Source organism: Erysipelatoclostridium sp. An173, assembly GCF_002160495.1.
Classification (GTDB): domain Bacteria; phylum Bacillota_I; class Bacilli_A; order Erysipelotrichales; family Coprobacillaceae; genus Thomasclavelia; species Thomasclavelia merdavium.
Genome location: NZ_NFKR01000001.1, coordinates 161,947 through 181,968, shown reverse-complemented (window position 1 = coordinate 181,968; position 20,022 = coordinate 161,947). Strand labels below are relative to the sequence as shown.

Annotated in this window: 21 protein-coding genes and 1 other annotated feature; of the genes, 14 read left to right on the top strand and 7 right to left on the bottom strand. The window is 28.9% G+C overall.

Going from position 1 to position 20,022, the window contains the following annotated elements; all coding sequences use genetic code 11:
* Nucleotides 1–201: 201 nt before the first annotated feature.
* The 6 genes from mltG to greA are packed head-to-tail and all read left to right on the top strand — an operon-like array spanning nucleotide 202 to nucleotide 5,174.
* On the top strand, nucleotides 202–1,251 hold the full coding sequence (gene mltG / locus B5F09_RS00935; RefSeq protein ID WP_087370639.1) for an endolytic transglycosylase MltG: 1,050 nt from the start codon (nucleotides 202–204) through the stop codon (nucleotides 1,249–1,251).
* A 1-nt stretch (nucleotide 1,252) separates the two neighbouring features.
* Nucleotides 1,253–1,849 (top strand): O-methyltransferase, encoded by a 597-nt coding sequence (locus B5F09_RS00930; protein WP_087370636.1) that lies wholly within the window; start codon nucleotides 1,253–1,255, stop codon nucleotides 1,847–1,849.
* Nucleotides 1,849–2,784: a peptidase U32 family protein gene (locus B5F09_RS00925; protein WP_087370633.1), complete on the top strand. Its 936-nt coding sequence runs from the start codon at nucleotides 1,849–1,851 to the stop codon at nucleotides 2,782–2,784. Before B5F09_RS00930 ends, B5F09_RS00925 begins: the two co-directional genes overlap by 1 nt.
* Nucleotides 2,768–4,015 carry a U32 family peptidase gene (locus B5F09_RS00920; RefSeq protein ID WP_087298375.1) on the top strand — a complete coding sequence of 416 codons (1,248 nt, stop codon included), beginning with the start codon at nucleotides 2,768–2,770 and terminating at the stop codon, nucleotides 4,013–4,015. The genes B5F09_RS00925 and B5F09_RS00920 overlap by 17 nt, the downstream gene beginning before the upstream one ends.
* Complete coding sequence (udk, locus tag B5F09_RS00915) at nucleotides 4,012–4,632, top strand: uridine kinase (protein WP_087298376.1); 621 nt, start codon at nucleotides 4,012–4,014, stop codon at nucleotides 4,630–4,632. Before B5F09_RS00920 ends, udk begins: the two co-directional genes overlap by 4 nt.
* A 56-nt stretch (nucleotides 4,633–4,688) precedes the next feature.
* Nucleotides 4,689–5,174 (top strand): transcription elongation factor GreA, encoded by a 486-nt coding sequence (gene greA / locus B5F09_RS00910; protein WP_087370630.1) that lies wholly within the window; start codon nucleotides 4,689–4,691, stop codon nucleotides 5,172–5,174.
* Nucleotides 5,175–5,247: 73 nt separating this feature from the next.
* Here the strand turns inward: greA and B5F09_RS15100 are convergent, their stop codons facing one another.
* Entirely contained in the window at nucleotides 5,248–5,451 is a 204-nt protein-coding gene (locus B5F09_RS15100; RefSeq protein ID WP_239404200.1) for a hypothetical protein, read from the bottom strand.
* Nucleotides 5,452–5,655: 204 nt separating this feature from the next.
* Between B5F09_RS15100 and B5F09_RS00900 the strand changes: the two genes are divergently transcribed.
* On the top strand, nucleotides 5,656–6,288 hold the full coding sequence (locus B5F09_RS00900) for a DUF421 domain-containing protein (RefSeq protein WP_087298379.1): 633 nt from the start codon (nucleotides 5,656–5,658) through the stop codon (nucleotides 6,286–6,288).
* A 19-nt stretch (nucleotides 6,289–6,307) separates the two neighbouring features.
* Here the strand turns inward: B5F09_RS00900 and B5F09_RS00895 are convergent, their stop codons facing one another.
* The 4 genes from B5F09_RS00895 to B5F09_RS00880 form a co-directional block, all read right to left on the bottom strand.
* Nucleotides 6,308–7,102, bottom strand: a complete 795-nt coding sequence (locus tag B5F09_RS00895; RefSeq protein WP_087298380.1) for an ABC transporter ATP-binding protein — start codon at nucleotides 7,100–7,102, stop codon at nucleotides 6,308–6,310.
* Nucleotides 7,095–8,027 carry an ABC transporter permease gene (locus B5F09_RS00890; protein WP_087298381.1) on the bottom strand — a complete coding sequence of 311 codons (933 nt, stop codon included), beginning with the start codon at nucleotides 8,025–8,027 and terminating at the stop codon, nucleotides 7,095–7,097. Before B5F09_RS00890 ends, B5F09_RS00895 begins: the two co-directional genes overlap by 8 nt.
* Nucleotides 8,028–8,037: 10 nt before the next feature.
* Nucleotides 8,038–9,036 (bottom strand): ABC transporter substrate-binding protein, encoded by a 999-nt coding sequence (locus tag B5F09_RS00885; RefSeq protein WP_087298559.1) that lies wholly within the window; start codon nucleotides 9,034–9,036, stop codon nucleotides 8,038–8,040.
* Between the two features lie 51 nt (nucleotides 9,037–9,087).
* Nucleotides 9,088–9,315 (bottom strand) — a binding site (T-box leader).
* Nucleotides 9,316–9,471: 156 nt separating this feature from the next.
* The gene (locus B5F09_RS00880) at nucleotides 9,472–10,266 is read right to left on the bottom strand and encodes a ZIP family metal transporter (protein WP_087370624.1); all 795 of its coding nucleotides are present in this window, start codon (nucleotides 10,264–10,266) and stop codon (nucleotides 9,472–9,474) included.
* A gap of 106 nt (nucleotides 10,267–10,372) precedes the next feature.
* Here B5F09_RS00880 and B5F09_RS00875 point away from each other — a divergent pair, with 106 nt between their 5' ends.
* On the top strand, nucleotides 10,373–10,750 hold the full coding sequence (locus tag B5F09_RS00875; protein ID WP_087298383.1) for a metal-dependent transcriptional regulator: 378 nt from the start codon (nucleotides 10,373–10,375) through the stop codon (nucleotides 10,748–10,750).
* 80 nt (nucleotides 10,751–10,830) lie between these two features.
* On the opposite strand, the gene B5F09_RS00870 is transcribed toward B5F09_RS00875, so the two are convergent.
* Nucleotides 10,831–12,087 carry a hypothetical protein gene (locus tag B5F09_RS00870; RefSeq protein ID WP_087298384.1) on the bottom strand — a complete coding sequence of 419 codons (1,257 nt, stop codon included), beginning with the start codon at nucleotides 12,085–12,087 and terminating at the stop codon, nucleotides 10,831–10,833.
* A 124-nt stretch (nucleotides 12,088–12,211) separates the two neighbouring features.
* Here B5F09_RS00870 and pnp point away from each other — a divergent pair, with 124 nt between their 5' ends.
* The 6 genes from pnp to B5F09_RS00840 all read left to right on the top strand — a co-directional run bounded on the left by pnp (nucleotide 12,212) and on the right by B5F09_RS00840 (nucleotide 18,950).
* Nucleotides 12,212–14,356, top strand: coding sequence for a polyribonucleotide nucleotidyltransferase (gene pnp, locus B5F09_RS00865; RefSeq protein ID WP_087370621.1), 2,145 nt, complete (start codon nucleotides 12,212–12,214; stop codon nucleotides 14,354–14,356).
* Nucleotides 14,356–14,919, top strand: a complete 564-nt coding sequence (locus B5F09_RS00860; protein ID WP_087370618.1) for a nucleoside triphosphate pyrophosphatase — start codon at nucleotides 14,356–14,358, stop codon at nucleotides 14,917–14,919. The genes pnp and B5F09_RS00860 overlap by 1 nt, the downstream gene beginning before the upstream one ends.
* A 65-nt stretch (nucleotides 14,920–14,984) precedes the next feature.
* Nucleotides 14,985–16,100: a 6-phosphofructokinase gene (locus B5F09_RS00855; RefSeq protein WP_087298387.1), complete on the top strand. Its 1,116-nt coding sequence runs from the start codon at nucleotides 14,985–14,987 to the stop codon at nucleotides 16,098–16,100.
* Nucleotides 16,101–16,168: 68 nt separating this feature from the next.
* Entirely contained in the window at nucleotides 16,169–16,600 is a 432-nt protein-coding gene (locus B5F09_RS00850; protein ID WP_087370615.1) for an N-acetyltransferase, read from the top strand.
* Between the two features lie 330 nt (nucleotides 16,601–16,930).
* Nucleotides 16,931–18,280 (top strand): ABC transporter permease, encoded by a 1,350-nt coding sequence (locus tag B5F09_RS00845; RefSeq protein WP_158095792.1) that lies wholly within the window; start codon nucleotides 16,931–16,933, stop codon nucleotides 18,278–18,280.
* A 1-nt stretch (nucleotide 18,281) separates the two neighbouring features.
* Nucleotides 18,282–18,950, top strand: coding sequence for an ATP-binding cassette domain-containing protein (locus B5F09_RS00840; RefSeq protein WP_087370609.1), 669 nt, complete (start codon nucleotides 18,282–18,284; stop codon nucleotides 18,948–18,950).
* A 24-nt stretch (nucleotides 18,951–18,974) separates the two neighbouring features.
* On the opposite strand, the gene B5F09_RS00835 is transcribed toward B5F09_RS00840, so the two are convergent.
* Nucleotides 18,975–19,850: a MurR/RpiR family transcriptional regulator gene (locus tag B5F09_RS00835; protein WP_087298391.1), complete on the bottom strand. Its 876-nt coding sequence runs from the start codon at nucleotides 19,848–19,850 to the stop codon at nucleotides 18,975–18,977.
* Nucleotides 19,851–20,022 lie beyond the last annotated feature (172 nt).

Sequence of the window (20,022 nt, the reverse complement as noted above, 5' to 3'; positions counted from 1 at the left end):
TTTCAAGACTACACTTTTTTAGCTTGAATAAAAATATAACCAGGAGAAAATATATTTTCTATATAGCTCCTGGCTAAAAATTTGTCATCTTAACTTAATGACATTGGTTTTCATCTCTATTTTTTCTTGTCATACTAGTAGTAGTGAAATAAGTTGAAACAGCATAAAAAATATCATATAATGTAAAAAATGGAGGCGTTTATGAAAAAAATACATAAAATCATTATTGGAATAATTGCTAGTGTTTTAATTTTGGTGCTAGTTTTAACATTTGTTTATTTTGATGGACAAGGTGCTGTTTCTTCAAAAGATGAGGAAGTAATTGTAGAAATATCAGGTTCAAATGCATCTGTTTTAGATCAGTTAGATAAAGCCGGTTTGATAAAAAATAAGACAGTAGCTAATATTTATTTAAAACTAAATAGTTATGATTTTATTGCGAATACATATGTTTTAAATAAAAATATGGATTTACCAAAAATATGTCAGGTCTTAGAAGGGGATAAAGATTATATATCTTCTGCTCGAGTAACAATTTTAGATGGTTATCGAATTACTGATTGTGCTACACAAGTTGGTGAAGCTCTAGAAGTTGATAGTAATGAAGTTTTGGCCAAATGGTCTGATAGTGAATATTTAAATTCATTAATAAAAAAATACTGGTTTTTAGATGAAAGTATTTTAAATCCCGATGTTATGTTTTCATTAGAAGGTTATTTTGCTCCTGAAACATATATTATTACTGCTAGTAATACTACAATTGAAGATGTTACTGAAATGATGTTAGATCAAACGGATAAAAATTTATCTAAATATAAAGATAAAATTGCTAGCTTTACAATAAATGGTAATCCAGTAACTATACATCAGTTTTTAACATTTGCTTCAATAGTACAATGCGAAGCTTCTGGCAATCAAGATGATCAAGAAAAAATTGCTGGCGTATTTATAAATCGATTAGAAAAACCAATGCGTCTTCAAAGTGATGTAACAGTAAATTACGCTAATCAAATTAAAACAGTTGCTGTTACTTATAAAGATTTAAATGTTGATTCAAAATATAATACATATTATTATGATGGTTTACCAGTTGGACCAATTAGCAATGTATCTAATCAGATTATTGAATCATGTTTAAATTATCAAGATTTCGAAGCAATGTTTTTCTTTGCTTTAGAAGATGGTACGGTAATTTATTCCAATACATATGATGAACATCTAAAAGTTGTAAGTGAAAATAAATGGTATTAAGATGAAAGAGTTAGTAGAATTAGAAAAAGAAGCGATAGAAAAAAATATTCCGATTATGCAAAAAGCGGGATTGGCCTTTATGGTCGATATATTTAAACAATATAATTGTAGCAATTGTTTAGAAATAGGTAGTGCTATTGGTTATTCAGCATTAATGTTAGTAACAAATATTGATGATTTTAAAGTAGAAACAATAGAACTAGATCAACAACGCTATTTAGAAGCTGTAAAAAATATTAATGATTATGGGATGAATGATAAAATTATTATTCATCATGATGATGCTTTAACATTGGATATAAATCAGCTTGTTTTAAAAAAATATGATTGTTTATTTATTGATGCTGCAAAAGCTCAATATCAAAAGTTTTTTGAAAAATATATGCCTTTAGTTAATGATAATGGTGTTTGTGTTGTCGATAATTTAGATTTTCATGGCATGGTTTTTGAAATAGATAAAATAAAGAATCGTAATACACGACAATTGGTAAAAAAAATAAAGCGTTTTAAAGAATGGATTTTTGATCATGGAGAATACGATGTTGAATATTATCATGTTGGTGATGGTATTTGTGTAATAAGAAAAAAGGTGAAGTAATGGAATTAGTATTAGCATTAAATAGTGATAAATTTTTATATGATTTTTTAAGTATTGGTGTTAAATATTTTGTTGTTGGAACAAAATATTTTTCATGTCGTCAAGCATTAAGTTTAGATTATCATCAATTAGCTAAGTTAAAAGAAAAATTAGGTGATAAAGAACTTTGGGTATTAGTCAATGCTTTGATAGAAGAAAGCAATTTAGACTTATTAGAAAAGCATTTAGCTAAATTAAATGAATTAAAAATAGATGGTATTTTATTTCAGGATTTTGCTGTTTTACAAATTTGTAAAGAACAAAATTATCATTTTAAAATGATCTATCATCCAGATACTTTAAATACCAATCAAGCAACATTAAATTATTTAGGATTACAAGGTATTGATGGTGCTTTTTTAGCGCGGGAAATTCCTTTAAATGAAAAACAAAAAATTGCTCAAGAAACAAATATCAAAACAGTAGTTCAAATTCATGGTGTTGAATATATGGCTTATTCTAAACGTAAGCTGTTAACAAATTATTTCAAAGAAATAGGACATGAAAATCAAGTATCAATTGATGATGAAATTACCATTAAGGCTAATGGAGTAGATTATCAATGTCATATATATGAAGATCAATATGGCTGTCATATTTTATCTAAGCAGCAAATGTGCTGTTTAGATATAATGAGTAGTATGAGTGATTTTGATTATTTATATATCGAATCTTTATACGTTGATGATTTAAAATTAGTTGAAATTGTAAACTTATATCAAGATGCAATTGATAGTTGTCAAAAACAACAGTTTGGAAAAGTATCTCATGATTTAATGGCACAATTAAAAAAATTAACACCAGAAGTTGAATATTATCATAGTTTTATGTTTGATAATACTGTTTATAAAATTGATGATGTAAGAAAGCGAGAAGAAAATGAGAAATGTAAGTAAGATAATTGATGGTAAAAGGGTAATTGTAAAAAAACCTGAATTATTAGCGCCTGCTGGAAATTTAGAGAAATTAAAAGTAGCTATTAAATACGGTGCTGATGCTGTTTTTGTAGGTGGAAAAGAGTTTTCATTGCGTTCTAGTGCATCAAATTTTAGTTTAGAAGATATTAAAGAGGCAGTTACGTTTGCCAAAAAATATAATGCTGCTATTCATGTAACATGTAATATTATCTTACATCAAGATAATTTAGATGGAATTGAACAATATTTAAAAACATTAGATGAAATAGGGGTTCAGGCAATTATTGTTGCTGATCCTTATATAATGAGTATTGCTAAGAAACTAAATTTAAATTTAGAAGTTCACGTTTCCACACAGTTATCAACGTTAAATAGTAAAGCAATTAAGTTTTATCAAAATTTAGGGATGGATCGCGTGGTTTTAGGACGTGAAGTATGTTATCAGGATTTAAAAACAATTTTAGATAAAACTGATATTGATATTGAATATTTTATTCATGGTGCTATGTGTATTCATTATTCAGGACGTTGTATGTTATCTAATTATTTTTCAAGACGTGATGCCAATCGTGGTGGTTGTTCGCAGTCTTGTCGCTGGTATTATGATTTATTTATAAAAGATAAACAAGTAAATGATAATGGTGTGATTCCATTTAGTATGTCAAGTAAAGATATGGCTTTGATCAATCACATTCCAGAATTGATAGAATTAGGAGTAAATTCATTTAAAATTGAAGGGCGAATGAAATCATTGCATTATATTGCAACAGTTGTTTCAACTTATCGTAAGTTAATAGATGATTATTGTAAAGACCCTGATAATTTTGTAATGAGTGATAAATATTATCAAGAATTATTAAAAGCGGCTAATCGAGCTTTGTGTACTGGATTTTTTGATAATCAGGCTGATAATAATAAACAGATTTATAATCAGCGCGATGAACACCCAACACAAGAATTTTGTGCTCGTGTTATTGGCTATGATGAGTCAAATCAAATGGCTATTATTGAACAGCGTAATTACTTTAAACTAGGTGATCAAATTGAATTTTTCAGTCCAAGTCATGAAAATGTAATTGTGCCAGTAGAAAAAATTATTAATGAAGAAAACGAAGAAGTTAGTGTTGCTAATCATCCAATGGAAATACTTAAATTACCTGTTTGCTATAAATTAAAAGTTGATGATATGGGAAGAAGGATAACAAAGTGAAAAAACCGATAATAATTGGTATTGCTGGTGGTAGTGCATCTGGTAAAAGTTCGATTGCTAATGAAATCTATGAATATTTTAAGCATGAACACACTATAAAAATAATTCGTTTGGATGATTATTATAAAGATCAGTCACATTTAACAATGGAACAACGGGTTAAAACTAATTATGATCATCCACTTGCCTTTGATATGGATTTATTAGTTAAGCATCTTGATTTATTGAAATCTAATCAAAGTATCGAAAAACCAATTTATGATTTTACTGTTCATAATCGCAGTTTACAAGTTGAAGTTATTAATCCTCGCGATGTGTTTATTCTAGAAGGGTTATTTGTATTAAATGAAGTACAGATCAGAGAACGATGTGATATTTTAATTTATGTCGATACCGATGCTGATATTCGTTTTATTAGACGTTTAAAACGTGATATGCAAGAAAGAGGAAGAAGTTTAGAGTCAGTTTGTAACCAATATCTACAAACAGTTAGACCAATGCATGAACAATTTGTAGAGCCTTCTAAAAAGTATGCGCATATCATTATACCTGAAGGTAGTAGTAATCAGGTAGCTGTTGACTTATTGATTACAAAAATTTCTTCGATTGTCTCATAAGTTAGACTAGATATTTATATGGAATTATGCTATATTATTGACTACGAGGTGATATTATGGAACGCGAAAAAGTTTTGTTGACCCAAAGCGGTGTAGAAAAATTAGAACAAGAAAAAAATAACTTGATTAATGTCGAAAGACCTAAAGTTATTGAAGAATTACAATTAGCAAGATCTCAAGGTGACTTATCAGAAAATGCTGATTATGATGCAGCAAGAGAAAGACAAGCTCATTTGGAAGCAAGAATCAAAGAAATTGATTATATGCTTCAACATGCTGAAATTATTTCTGAAGATCAGATGGATTTAAAAGTAGTAAAACCTGGTACTACAGTAACTATTTTAGATTTATCTGAAGATGATGCGGAACCTGAAAGTTATAAAATTGTTGGTTATACAGAAACTGATCCATTAAATGGTAAAATTTCTAATGAATCACCATTAGCTAAAGCTGTTTTAGGACATGGTGTTAATGAAATTGTTACAGTTGGGGTTGCTGAACCATATGATGTAAAAATTCTAAATATTGAATTTAAAAACTAAATTTTAAATAAAAGTAGAAATATTTAATAACTGAGTTTATTATCTATTTCTACTTTTTTAATAATTTTTTTAACTAATTATCTATTTTTCTTTGATAGTAATTTAAAATTATTACTGTTGTAATTAAAACAAATGGTCTGGAAATAATATTTAAAATATTAATATCATCAATATTGACCATTAAAGCAACAAGGGCAAAAATAAGACCACATAATAGACTGTGATAGATAGCATTTTTTTTAAAAGTTTTTACAATAAAAAAACCCCAAACAATCATTAATAATCCTGCTATTAAATTTATAATAAGATGATAAATAAAATTAGGGATGTGTATAAAACTTATTATTCCGGCAAGGATTATACTAATGAATATAAAACTAATAAGTATAAATAAGGCAAATTTCAAATATATTTTAAAATATGATTTCATATTTTCCCTCCCTTTTTATCTTATTATATTATATTGAAGGAATGATAAAATATGAGTATCTTAGAAGTGTTTTTATTTAGTTTAGGGATTTATATCTATTTAACGATCATATTAAGATTTTTTGGAAAAAAAGAATTTAGTCAATTGAATGTTTTTGATTTTGTAGTTTTTTTAATTATTGCAGAAATAATGATTAATACACTAGGAGATAGTGATTTTACTTTTATTCATGGTATTGTAGCAACAATGACCTTGATCCTTTTAGATCGTTGTGTATCGATAATAACGATGAAGTCAAAACGACTTAGAGATATTTTTGAAGGAAAACCTACATATATTATTTTTAAGGGAAAACTTGATCAAAAAAAGATGAAAGAACAAAGGTATACTGTAAATGATCTAACCCATCATTTACGAGTAAACGATATTGATAGTATTTCTAAAGTTGAATTTGCATTGTTGGAAACCAATGGTTCTTTATCAGTTATTTGTAAAGACCAATGTGTTGTTGAATTACCAGATGCCTTAATTTGCGATGGGGTAGTAGACTATGATAATTTAAAATTACTTAATCGAGATACCAACTGGCTGCTTGCCCAATTAAAAAAACAAGGCATTGATAAAATTGAAGATGTATTTTGCTGTATTCCTGAAAAGGGGAAATTATTTGTTATAAAAAAATAGAACTGTAATTTTAACAGTTCTATCCTAATAACATTCTATCATTAGCAAACTCTTCACCGCTTGCAGCTTCAAATTTATGAAGTAAGTCTTCAACAGTAAGCTTTCTTTTTTCTTCACCACTAACATCATAAATGATATGACCATTATACATCATAATTAAACGATTACCAACGTCAATTGCATCTTTCATATTGTGGGTTACCATCATTGCTGTTAGATGCTGATTAAGAATGATATCGTTAGTTAATTTTAATACTTTTGCTGATGTCGCAGGATCTAAAGCGGCTGTATGTTCATCTAATAATAATAATTTTGGTTTTTGTAAAGTAGCCATTAATAATGTTACTGCTTGTCTTTGACCACCAGAAAGCAGTCCCATTTTTGTTGTTAGGCGATCTTCTAGACCTAAATTTAACGATTTTACTAATTCGTAATATTCCTGTTTTTCACTTTTAGTTACACCCCAGGCTAAACCACGTTTTTGACCACGACGTTTAGCAAGAGCAAGATTTTCTAAAATTTGCATGTCACCAGCTGTTCCTAACATTGGATCTTGGAATAAACGACCAATTTTTTTAGCTCTTTGATATTCAGGTTGTAAAGAAATATCTTCACCATCAAGAGTAATAATACCGCAATCTAAAGGATATAATCCAGAAATCATATTTAATAAAGTTGATTTACCAGCACCATTACCACCAATGATAGTTACAAAATCACCTTCATTTAAAACCAGATTAATATCATGCAAAACTTTTTTTTCATTAACTGTTCCTAGATTAAAAGTTTTACTTACATTTGTTAATTTAAGCATCTTGATTAATCTCCTTTCCAGTTAATTTTTTATACATCGATATTTGTTTTCGTTTATTTAACATAATTGGTATTGTTAAAGCGATACCTACTAAAATAGCAGTTAATAGTTTTAAATCATCAGTATTTAATCCCATTTGTAAAACTAAAGCAACAATAATACGATAAATAATTGAACCAATGATTATTGAAGTTAGTCTCAAAGCAAAATTGCCTTTTTTACTAGAAATAACTACTTCACCAATAACAATTGATGCTAATGCAATAACGATTGCTCCTGTTCCAACACGAACATCTGTTGCTTGACCATAAAGGGCATATAAAGCACCAGATAATCCAACTAAACCATTACTAATAGTTAATCCTAGTAATTTCATGGTATCAGTGTTGATACCTAAAGATCTTGCCATTTGTTCATTGTTTCCAGTAGCTCTAATTGCTGAACCAAGTTCAGTACCAAAGAACCAGTATAATAAAGCAATAAATATAATTACAAAAATTAATGAAATTACCAAAGCGATATAATATCTATTAATATCTAAACTAACTGATAAATCAGCGAATAAAGTATTAGCTGTAGTTAATGGTAAATTAGCACGGCCACCCATAATTCTTAAGTTTATCGAATAAAGACCGATTTGTGTTAAGATACCAGCTAAAATAGCTGGAATTTTACATTTAGTATGCAAAATTCCGGTTATTGCTCCAGCTAAAAAACCAGCTAGAATTGAAATTAATAATGCTAATAATGGATGAATACCGTTTAAAACACAAACCGCACAAACAGCACCACCAGTTGTAAAACTACCATCAACGGTCAAATCTGCAATATCTAATAAACGAAATGTTATATATACGCCAAGAGCTAAAAATCCCCAAATTAATCCTAAATCAACAGCTCCTAAAAATGTATAGAATAAACCCATTTTTTAACTCCTATTCTTCAATAAATGTTGCTTCTGGATAATCTTCTTTGTTAATTGTAATATCACATTTTTGAGCAACTTTTAAATTAATTACCATTGTACAATCTTTAGCATCTAATTGAACAATTGGTGTATTTGCAGCAGTCTTTTCACCTTTTAAGATTGCTAAAGCCTGTTTACCAGCTTCGCGACCTAAATTTTCATAATTAATACCATATGTTGCAAGACCACCATTGTTAGTCATTCCTTCTTCTCCAACAATACAAGGAATTTTAGCTTGTGAAGTGATAGCTTCAACACTGCTCATATAAGTTGCTAAAGTATTATCAGTAGGAATATATACAACATCATTTTCATCACTGACAATTTGATTAGTAACAGCTTGAATATCATTTGAATCAGTTACTGTATAAACTTCATAATCTAAATTATGATCTTTTGCTGCTTCTTGAGCAATTTCACCTTGGACAATTGAATTGTCTTCACTACCACAGTACATAATAGCAACTTTTTTTGCATCTGGTAATAATTTAGTTAATAGGTCAAACTGCTCATTAATAGGTGTTAAATCACTAGCACCAGTAACATTACCACCAGGTTCATCATTGCTTTTAACTAAGTCAGTACTTTCATAATCAGTAATGGCACAACCAACAATTGGGATTTCAGTTGTTGCAGCTGCTGCTGATTGTAATGCTGGTGTAGCTATTGCATAAATTAAATCATTGCCGTCATTAACTAATTTATCAGCGATAGTTGGACAGTTTGCAGCATCCCCAGCGACCTGGTAATCGATATTGTCTTCATCAACACCAGCTTCAACTAAAACGTCTTTAAACCCTTCATAAGAAGCATCCAATGCATCGTGTTGCATTAATTGAACAACTCCGATTTTTACTTCTGATAAATCTTTTACTTCACCAGTACTGCCACCACTATCTCCAGTACCGCAGCCAGTAATACTAGCGCACATTGCTATAGCTAACAAACCACTAAATAATTTTTTCATAAAAAACTCTCCCTTCGTTTCTTTCAATTCTTTAAACAAAAAAAGTCCTCCTAAGAGGACGACAAAGTCGTGGTACCACCCCAAATTTGCTATTAATTCGCATTAATAACCTTAGTAAGTATGAAACTTGTTTGTGATAACGGTCAACAACCGGTAACTGCCTACATATCAGCAATCCAACTCCATGATGAATTCAATATGTCTTAACGTATTGTTTTCACCAACCACAATATCTCTGATGTCTAAGCCATATTTACTAGTTCACTTCAATGTCTTTGTCTAAATAATTGTTTAAAAAAATAATACGGTATTGAAACGTTTTTGTCAATATGTAAAAATTTTTTAATCCTTACAGCATTTATTAACTATAAGTAATTATTTAAAAAGAGAAAGAATCGAAATGATAAGACATAACAATTATTTCTCTTTTAAATATTATGATAATAAAATATCTAAAGACATCATAATTACAAAGCCAATCATGAAGCTTATTGTCCCTAAATCAATACCCTCAGTTGCATTTGCTTCAGGAATAAGTTCTTCGATACAAACAAAAAACATAGCTCCAGCAGCAAAAGATAATATAAAAGGTAGTGTAACATTAGTAATGCTAGCAAAAATAAAGCCTATTAAAGCAGCTGGGACTTCAACTAGAGCAGAAAATTGGCCATACATCATGGCTTGAAAACGACTTTTTCCACATTGTAACATCGGCAAAGCAATTGCAGTACCTTCAGGGAAGTTTTGAATACCAATTCCAATTGCTAAAATTATAGCGCTTAAATAATTACCATTAGCAGCTCCAGCAAAAGCTACGCCAACCGCTAACCCTTCAGGTATATTATGCAAAGTCATAGCTAACATCAATAATTTATTTTTAGAAAAACGACTAGGATTGATACCTTCCTGGACATGAGTCATCATATGTTCATGAGGTAATAGTTTATCAAAGGTCATTAAAAGTAAGACCCCACAGATAAAGCCAGCAGGAATCATTAATAACGCGATTTTGCCACTATTTTCTAATTGCTCTTTAGCAGGAAGAAGCAAAGAAAAAAAGGAGGCAGCAATCATTATTCCGGCCGAACTGCCTAAAGCCACACAAATTAATTTTTTATTAGCGTTTTTAACAAAGTAAACCAATGAAGCTCCAAAAAAAGTCATCAACCAATTAAATGTAGCTACTAAAAAAACAATAGTAATTGGATTTAATGATAATAAAAATTTCATTATTTCACCTCAATTATTTTTATGCTTTTCTAATTGCTCTTTATGGGCACAGTATTGAGAAAATAACCGTTTTATGCTATTATAATTCCATTAGGGGTGGTATTGAATGGAAGAAATGACAATTGCGATGCAAAATTATTTAGAGTTAATTTATGAGCTTTCATTAGACGGGAAAAAGGCTCGGGTTAGTGATATCGCTAAAAGATTAGGGGTATCTAAACCAAGTGTTAATAATGCGGTTGTTGTTTTATCTAAAAATGGCTATGTTAACTATGAGAAATATTCTGATATAAAATTGACGCCTAAAGGGATTGAAATGGCTGAATTTTTTTCTAATAAACATCAGACTATTAAAAAGTTATTTATAGAGGTTTTAAATATTGATGAGGAAATTGCTGATAAGGATGCTTGTTTGATTGAACATGTAATTTCAGATGAAAGTATTAAAGCAATGCAGGCATATTTAAAAAATAGGGATGAATAATATTTAAAAGAATCTTTTGTAGCAAAAAAATCGGATAAAACAAAAGGCAGAGAATTGATCTTTGCCTTTTAACTGTTATCTTAATAACCAAAATTAATGTACTCTTCAGTAGTAATAATTAAAATAGCTTTGCTAGTTACAACATTTTTCTTACGATCAAATGTTTCTAATGGAGTGTATTCAACTTTATCACGGCGTTGTACATCTTCATCGTAAACATAATCAGCTTGTCTAAAGAAAATACCATCTTGATCATGACGAGAAATAGTTCCAATACCACGTTCTTTATTGTAATGAACAACAGTACCTTCAACTCTTTCAACATATTTATCAAGATTATTCATAACTTTTTCATATAATTCATCGTATAAATATTCAGAATTTTGATCTTTATATTTATCACCATAATCACCAACAGGTGTATAGTCACGATTATTTTCTTGACAAAGTTTAGTTAAGAAAATATCAACGATTTCTATTAACATAGGATCATTTGTTCTTTGAGTAGCTTCCATTAATCTTTGATAAATTCCTAAATGATTAATAGAATATCCATTTTCAAAGAATTCATAAAGTAAATAAGCATTTGCTTCTTTGATATTACCAGTTTTAGAATATGTTTTATATAAAACTTCATAGAAATTGACACTGCGAATATGATTATGTAAAGATAAGAAAATCTTTTTAGCTTCATCATATTGTTCTAAATCAACTAAAGAACAAGCTCTTTGATAATTGATCCATTGTAAAGTGTTAAAATGCCATTTAATAGGTAATGCTAAAGCATTATTTGCTGTTTCAACACATTCTCTTGCACGTTTTGCTTCATATAAAGCTTTAACTTTTAAACGATAGTAACGTTCTTTTTTAGATTCAAATTCTTTACCTTCATCATTAGTAAAAGGTTTGTCATCTAATAGGTTTGGATCAAGTAAATTAAGAACTTCGATTAATTTATCAGGATCATTTGGTTTTACTCTTTGTAAGTATTTAATTGCTCTGTTAACAGCAGGTTCCATTGGCGAATAACGTTCTTGTTTACATACTGCTAAAATGTCATCTAAAATACTAAAGAATAGATTTTCATTTTCCTGGATTTTTTCATCATCAATATTAATATACTTATTGTAAAGAGCATATCCATATTGATTTAAGTATCCTCTTAAATTTGGACATTGTGACATGAAAGTTTTACCGACTTCAATAGCTTCTTCATTATTATCACTTTTCTTTAACAGCTTAATATAATCATTGGCTTGGAAATCATTAAAAGAAGTAGGATCCTCCTTAAACTTTTCATTGTATACTTCTAAACTTTTTAATTCATTTTCATTCATAAACTCACCTCTGATTACTATTATAACATCTTTTTATTCTCTTTTGCAGTAGTTAAGGTAAGAAATTGTTTTGAAAAGAAATTTTTTATGTTATAATGGCTAAGATAATAGATGAGGTGAAAGAATGAATAAACAAGTGTTTAGTATGGATTTTTATGGTAAAAATCTAAGTGTTGAAGTGGGAGAGTTAGCTAAACAGGCTAATGGTGCTGTATTAGTTAGATATAATGATACAGTTATTTTATCAACTGTTGTTGCTGGAAAAGAACCAAAAGATGTTGATTTTTTTCCATTAACAGTTACATATGAAGAAAAATTATATTCCGTTGGTAAAATTCCAGGCGGATTTTTAAAACGTGAAGGGCGACCAAGTGAACATGGAACATTAACTGCTCGAATGATCGATCGTCCTATCAGACCATTATTTGCTGATGGTTTTAGAAATGAAGTACAAAGTATTAATACTGTTTTATCAGTAGATCAAGATGCTACTCCTGAAATGACAGCAATGTTAGGTGCTTCTTTAGCATTATGTATTTCTGATATTCCTTTTAATGGACCAATTGCTGGGGTTAATGTTGGTTTAGTAGATGGTGAATTTATTGTTAATGGTTCACCAGAACAATTAGAAAGATCATTAATTAATTTGGAAGTAGCTGGAACTAAAGATGCTATTAACATGGTAGAAGCTGATGCTAAAGAAGTCAGTGAAGAAGTAATGCTAGAAGCATTATTATTTGGACATGAAAAAATTAAAGAATTAATCGCTTTCCAAGAAAAAGTTATTGAAGCATGCGGTAAAGAAAAAATCGATGTACCACTATTTGAATTAGATGAAAATTTAGTGGCTGAAGTAAGTGAGCGTGCTAAAGAAGAAATGGTCGCTGCTGTTTCAATTCCAGGTAAATTAGAACGATATGACGCTATTGATAAATTAATAGCACAAGTCAATGAGGAATATGATAATAAAGAATATGAAAGTGATGAAGTAAAAGCTAATGTAATGAAACAAGTAGATATCATCTTACATGATTTAGAAAAAGATGAAGTACGTCGTTTGATTACTGAAGATAAAGTTAGACCAGATGGTCGTAAATTAAATGAAATTAGACCATTAGATTCACAAATTGATTTATTGCCACGTGTTCATGGATCAGCTTTATTTACTCGTGGTGAAACTCAAGTATTGTCAGTTACTACATTAGGGGCAATCGGTGAACATCAAAAAATTGATGGTTTAGGGTTAGAAGATCAAAAACGTTTTATGCATCACTATAATTTCCCACCATATTCAGTTGGGGAAACAGGTAGAATGGGTGCGCCTGGACGTCGTGAAATTGGACATGGAGCTTTAGGTGAAAGAGCTTTAGCTCAAGTAATTCCAAGCGAAGATGAATTCCCATATACTATTCGTGTTGTATCAGAAGTGTTAGAATCTAACGGTTCATCATCACAAGCTTCAATTTGTGCTTCTTCAATGTCATTAATGGCAGCAGGGGTACCAATTAAAGCACCTGTTGCTGGTGTAGCAATGGGACTTGTAAAAAAAGGCGATGATTATACAATTTTAACTGATATTCAAGGAATGGAAGATCACCTTGGAGATATGGATTTTAAAGTTGCTGGAACTGATAAAGGAATCTGTGCGTTACAGATGGATATAAAAATTGATGGTATTACTAAAGAAATTCTTCAAGAAGCTTTAGCACAAGCTAAAGAAGCTAGAAAAGAAATTATGGCTAATATGATGGCAACTATTAGTGAGCCACGCGACGAATTATCACCATATGCACCTAAAGTTAAAATGATTAAAATTGATCCTGATCAAATTAAATCAGTTATTGGTCAAGGTGGAAAAACTATTAATGAAATTATTGATCAATCAGATGGTGTTAAAATTGATATTGAACAAGATGGAACAGTTGTTATTTATCATCATAACCAGGAAGCAATTGATAAAGCAGTATCATTAATTGAAAAGATTGTTAAAAAGGCTCAAGTTGGCGAAGTGTATGATGGAAAAGCAGTTAGAGTTGAAGATAATTATGCGTTTATTAATTTATTCGAAGGAACCGATGCTTTCTTACATATTTCTGATTACGCTTATGAAAGAACCAAAAAAATGGGTGATGTTATCAAAGTTGGGGATATTGTCAAAGTTAAAGTTACTAAAGTTGATGATAAAGGTAAAGTTAATGTTTCTAGAAAGGCGCTTTTACCAAAGCCTTTGAAAAAAGAAACAAAAGCTGATGCACCAAAATCTGAATAATGAGACAGATTGTTTTAGCTAGCAGTTCACCAAGAAGAAAAGAGCTGCTAGAATTACATCATATCGACTTTATAGTTGATTATCAGGAAATAGAGGAAGTGTTAGATATGTCTTTAACACTTCCTTTACGTTTAGAAAAATTAGCTTATCAAAAGGCTTTACCAATCTCATTAAAATATCCTCAAGACGTTATTATTGGCAGTGATACAATGGTTTGTTTAGATGAAAAGATGCTAGGAAAGGCTAAAAATTATCAAGAAGCTTTTGACATGCTCCGTTTTTTATCTGGAAAAATTCAAACTGTTTATTCAGCTGTTGCAATAATCGATCAAAACCAAGTGACAACTTTTCATGACGCTACTAAAGTAAAATTTAAAGACTTAACTGATGAAGAAATTAAACAATATTTATCGTTAAATGAATGGCAGGGAAAAGCAGGGGCTTATGCAATTCAAGGTGAAGGGAAAAGATTAGTTGAAACAATAGACGGTGATTTAGAAACAGTAATCGGTTTGCCGGTCAATAAATTAATTAAATATTTAAAAGATAATGAAATTTTGTAAACGTTAACATTTTTGTTGAGTTTTAATTCGAAAAATCTTATAATAGAACTCATGGAGGGATATATATGGCAGATATAAAAAGAATCGCATTATTATCTGGAGGTGGAGACTGTCCAGGTTTAAATGCTGTTATTAGAGCAGTAACAAAAGCAGCAATTAACGAATATGGTTATGAAGTAATTGGATATGTTTATGGTTACCGTGGTCTTTATAACAATGATTACATAGAATTAACAGTAGACAAGGTTGAAAATATTTACAAAGAAGGAGGAACTATTTTATATAGTTCAAACAAAGATAACTTATTCGACTATTTAGTAGATGATGGTAAAGGTGGAAAAGTTAGAAAAGACGTTTCAGATGTAGGTGTTGAAAACTTAAAAAAAGCTGGAGTAGATGTATTAGTTGTTTTAGGTGGTGACGGTACTTTAACAAGTGCTCGTGATTTTTCAAGAAAAGGTGTTAACGTAATTGGAATTCCAAAAACAATGGACAATGATTTACCAGCAACTGATTTAACTTATGGTTTTATTAGTGCATTATCTGTAGGTACTGAATTTATTGATCGTTTAAATACGACTGCAAAATCTCATCATCGTATAATTTGTTGCGAATTGATGGGACGTGATGCAGGATGGATTGCATTATATGCTGGTATGGCTGGAAATGCTTCTTGTATTTTGATTCCTGAAATACCATTTACAATTGAAAACATTGTAAAACACGTAGAAAAACGTGATAAAGAAGGTTATCCTTATACAGTAATTGCTGTTGCAGAAGGGGCAAAATACGCTGATGGAACAAAAGTAATTGGTAAAATTGTAGAAGATAGTCCTGATCCAGTACGTTATTCAGGATTAGCTGCAAAAGTGGCAGATGACTTAGAAAAAGCAATTAAAAACCATGAAGTACGTTCTGTAAATCCAGGACATATTATTCGTGGTGGTGATATCCAAGCATACGATCGAATTTTATCAATTCGTTTTGGGGTAAAAGCTCTTGAATTAATTAAAGATGGTAAATTTGGTAACGTTGTTACTTTAAAAGGTGAAGAAATGACTTATACTTCATTAGAAGAAGTAATTGGTGATGCTAAATTTGGTAAACAAAAACATGTTGACCCTAATGGTGAATTAGTAAAAGCAGCAAAAGCAATTGGTATTTGTTTTGGAGACGAATAATGAAGATAAATGCGTGATAGGATCTTAGATTCTATCACCTTTTTAATTTACGTATAGGAGAATATATTTTGATTAGAAAGCTACAAGGAAAAGATATTGATATAGTTATGGAAATCTGGTTAACTGCTAATATTGAAGCTCATCAATTTATTTCACCACATTATTGGTATGATAGTTTTAAACTGGTAAAAGAAATGATCGTCCAGGCAGAAGTATATGTTTATGAAATAAATAACAATATTTATGGATTTATTGGGTTAATCAATGATTATATAGCAGGAATTTTTGTTTGTAATCAAAAACAATCTATGGGTATTGGTAAACAGCTATTAGATTATGTAAAAGAAATAAAACAACAATTAAAATTGAATGTGTATCAAAAAAATACTAAAGCTGTAAATTTTTATCAAAGAGAAAATTTTAAAATTCAAAATTCAAGTACAGATACTGATACAGGTGAAAAAGAGTACACGATGATTTGGAAAAATATAATTTTTTAAATAATTAGTATTTTAAAATTAAAATTGACCATAATATAAATGAGGTGATTTTAATGAAACCTAAAAAACAAACTAATAACGATAATGCAAAAGATCAATTAGGTGATGATCAAATAGTTGTATCAGGTAAAAAACAATATTATTAATGTTGATAAATCAGAATGATATTTAATCAAAATGATATCAATAAAGCTAGGATAAAACTATAAATATCCTGGCTTTTATTTTTTTCGATAATATTTATAAAATGGGATGTTTCCTATTTTTTTACATAATTGTATGATTTTATTTTCGATATTAGTCCTTATAGTTATGATAGGAGGATGTAATATGGTTAAAAATGCTTTGTTAAGTTTTAAAAAGAATATTGGCAAAACTGTATTATTACTTTTGGTAATAATTATATTAGTGAATTTATTGATTTGTGCTTTAGCAATCCGACAAACTAGTAATAGTTTGGTTGAACAAATATATGCAAATTCCAATAATGAAGTTACATTGATGCCAAATAATGATAGTCAAACTGCTAGCCAGATTACAATTGATATGGCCAATCAATTAAGTAATTTTCAATATGTAAAGAATTATAATTATAATATTGCAACTGAATCTAATAGTAGTCAAATAAATCCGATTAGAATTGATATAAATGATGACAATCAAAATAATAATCGATTTATCATTAGTGCTAATTCTTCAATGACTAATTTGAATGATTTTACTAATAATATTAATGAATTAATTGAAGGACGTCTGTTAACTAATGATGATGCTGGAACTAATAATTGTGTAATTGAAACGACTTTAGCCAATAATAATAACCTAAATCTTAACGATACATTTACGATATACTCATCTAATAATCAATCAACATCAGTAGAATTAAAAGTAGTAGGTATTTATGAAATAAAAAATTATCGAACTTTAAATCAGGCAAAACAAAGTGATTTGCTTAATACAATTTATACTGATTTATCAATAGGACAAACACTAACAAATAATGATGATTTAACTTTAGCTGTTTATTATTTAGATGATTTAAAAAATGTTGATAAATTTATGAATTTAGCTAATAAACAAAGTAATATTGATTTTAATAACTTTTCGCTAGAAACCAATTTACTTACATATCAACGAGATATCACAAATTTTCAAAAAATGGAGACTACAGCAACTGTATTTATAATAATTATAATAATTATTGGAGCAATTATTTTAGGAGTTATATTGTTATCATTATTAAAAAAGCATTACAATGAAATCGAAATATTTTTATCTTTAGGCCAAAGTAAAATAAAAATTATTTTACAACAATTTTTAAATATTGCCATGATAGCAGTCGTGGCGTTGATTATATGTTTATCAACAGGAAGAATACTAAATAATACAATAATAAATTCTTTAAATACAACTACCAATAATGAGCAAATTATAATTGTAGTACCAAATATTGTTAATGAAAACGATGAAAATAATATTGATACATATGACAAAAATACTATTATTACCAGTTCATTTCAAAGTATAGATGGTCTTGATTTTAATGTTTCACTAGATATAAATTCAATAACTATTTTAATAATAACAACAGGAATAATTTGTTTATTATCAATGATTATATCAGCAATTTATGTTGGTAAGATTTCACCAGGTGATATCTTGATAAAAAGGGAGTATTAATATGGAAAATGTTTTAGAATTTAAAAATGTTACTTATACATATCAAAATTATAAAAATCAATATGTATTTTTAAAAAATACAAGTTATTCATTTGATAAAGGCAAAATATATGGTGTTGTAGGTTCTGATGATAGTGGCAAGATTGCTACGGTAATATTAGCTGCTGGTTTAGATAAACCTGCTAATGGAAAAGTTATTTATAAAGGTAATGATGTAACTAAAATTGGTTTAAGTAAATATCGAAGAAATGACTCAGCAATTATATTTAAATCTAGTAATTTAATATATTATTTAAATGCTTATGAAAATATATTAGCCACTTTAAAGATTGCAAAGATAAAAGTAAGTAATAAAAAGAAATATTGTTTAAATATCTTAGAAAAATTAGGTTTGTCGAAAAAACAATGTTTTGAAAATGTTGATAATTTACCTGTTAATTTACAACAACGAGTGGCCCTTGCAAGAGCAATAGTAAAAAATACCGATTTAATCTTAGCAGATGAACCAACTGGTAATCTCGATGAAAAAGATTCACAGGAATTTTTAGATGATCTAATTACTTTAGCTCATCAAGGTCGTTGTGTAATAGTTTCAACATGTTCACCATCTTTAGCTGCAAAGTGTGATGTTCAACTAAGAATACAAAATGGTCAAATTATCGAAATATAAAAAGAATGAATTTAAAATAACAATTCATTCTTTTTCATTAATAGGACTTTTATAAGGATGACGATGATCACTGTTTTTATCATTATTTAGTTTTTCATTTATATACTGGTCATAATGCAGCTTAAATAAACATGAAAAAATTACATCTAATATATATGAAATTGATGTTTTAGAAGCGTAGGGAGCTATTTTTGAAAAAATTTTTTCTCGAGAACCGGTATTAATTATAAAATCACTATATTTAGATAGACGATTATCACCAACAGAAGTGATTGCAATAACTGGAATATGCTGTCTTTTTAAATTTTTAGCAATACTTACTAACTCGTTAGTTTCACCAGAATACGAAATAATAATGGCTACGTCTTGTTTAGTACATGTATATGATAAAAATCCCTGTTCACCAGCGTTACTACGAATCTCAACCATTTTATTGATGCGCATCATTTTGTGTTGGAAATCTAAACCGGCTAGTAACGAGTTTCCAAAGCCGAAAAGATAAATCCGTTTAGCTTGTTCTATTTTAGCGATTATTTTATCTAAGTTATCAAATTCAATCAGACTTAAAGTATCTTGTAAAGCTTCTTGATGTAAGCGAGCTATATTATTAGCAATCAAGCGACTGTTATCATCTTTTGTAAATGGAAAATTGACATCGATACGACTTTTATTATCATATTGCAACTCAGCTGAATATTTGATTTTGAAATCCTGGAAGCCATCTAAGCCTAATTTTTGACATAAACGAACAATTGTAGCTGGTGAAGTATATGTTTCTTTAGCCAATTCTTTAATAGAAAGATTTAAAACATTTTCACCATTATCGAGAATATATTTTGCAATATTTTTTTCTGAGTTAGAGAAATTAAGTTCAAATTCTAATTGTGTCATTATACTCATTTTAATCACCGATAAAATTATATCATGAAAGAAAGTTTCATAAAAGAATTGTTTTATATTTTAAAAATGAAACTATTGAAAGTTATTTTTTATAATATTTTCATGAAGTTTGTAAGAAGAAAATTTTAAAATGGAAATAAGTTTCTTAAAATATTGCTAATTGGATAAAAAA

Bases quoted from the DNA above. Each gene is read 5' to 3' on its own strand.
- B5F09_RS00875 (WP_087298383.1), top strand. From the start codon at position 10,373: ATGGAAGAAATGACAATTGCGATGCAAAATTATTTAGAGTTAATTTAT.
- B5F09_RS00880 (WP_087370624.1), bottom strand. From the start codon at position 10,266: ATGAAATTTTTATTATCATTAAATCCAATTACTATTGTTTTTTTAGTA.
- B5F09_RS00840 (WP_087370609.1), top strand. From the start codon at position 18,282: ATGGAAAATGTTTTAGAATTTAAAAATGTTACTTATACATATCAAAAT.
- B5F09_RS00845 (WP_158095792.1), top strand. From the start codon at position 16,931: ATGGTTAAAAATGCTTTGTTAAGTTTTAAAAAGAATATTGGCAAAACT.
- B5F09_RS00930 (WP_087370636.1), top strand. From the start codon at position 1,253: ATGAAAGAGTTAGTAGAATTAGAAAAAGAAGCGATAGAAAAAAATATT.
- B5F09_RS00855 (WP_087298387.1), top strand. From the start codon at position 14,985: ATGGCAGATATAAAAAGAATCGCATTATTATCTGGAGGTGGAGACTGT.
- B5F09_RS00860 (WP_087370618.1), top strand. From the start codon at position 14,356: ATGAGACAGATTGTTTTAGCTAGCAGTTCACCAAGAAGAAAAGAGCTG.
- B5F09_RS00920 (WP_087298375.1), top strand. From the start codon at position 2,768: ATGAGAAATGTAAGTAAGATAATTGATGGTAAAAGGGTAATTGTAAAA.
- greA (WP_087370630.1), top strand. From the start codon at position 4,689: ATGGAACGCGAAAAAGTTTTGTTGACCCAAAGCGGTGTAGAAAAATTA.
- mltG (WP_087370639.1), top strand. From the start codon at position 202: ATGAAAAAAATACATAAAATCATTATTGGAATAATTGCTAGTGTTTTA.
- B5F09_RS00835 (WP_087298391.1), bottom strand. From the start codon at position 19,850: ATGAGTATAATGACACAATTAGAATTTGAACTTAATTTCTCTAACTCA.
- B5F09_RS00900 (WP_087298379.1), top strand. From the start codon at position 5,656: ATGAGTATCTTAGAAGTGTTTTTATTTAGTTTAGGGATTTATATCTAT.
- B5F09_RS00885 (WP_087298559.1), bottom strand. From the start codon at position 9,036: ATGAAAAAATTATTTAGTGGTTTGTTAGCTATAGCAATGTGCGCTAGT.
- B5F09_RS00895 (WP_087298380.1), bottom strand. From the start codon at position 7,102: ATGCTTAAATTAACAAATGTAAGTAAAACTTTTAATCTAGGAACAGTT.
- B5F09_RS00890 (WP_087298381.1), bottom strand. From the start codon at position 8,027: ATGGGTTTATTCTATACATTTTTAGGAGCTGTTGATTTAGGATTAATT.
- B5F09_RS00870 (WP_087298384.1), bottom strand. From the start codon at position 12,087: ATGAATGAAAATGAATTAAAAAGTTTAGAAGTATACAATGAAAAGTTT.
- B5F09_RS15100 (WP_239404200.1), bottom strand. From the start codon at position 5,451: ATGATTGTTTGGGGTTTTTTTATTGTAAAAACTTTTAAAAAAAATGCT.
- B5F09_RS00925 (WP_087370633.1), top strand. From the start codon at position 1,849: ATGGAATTAGTATTAGCATTAAATAGTGATAAATTTTTATATGATTTT.
- pnp (WP_087370621.1), top strand. From the start codon at position 12,212: ATGAATAAACAAGTGTTTAGTATGGATTTTTATGGTAAAAATCTAAGT.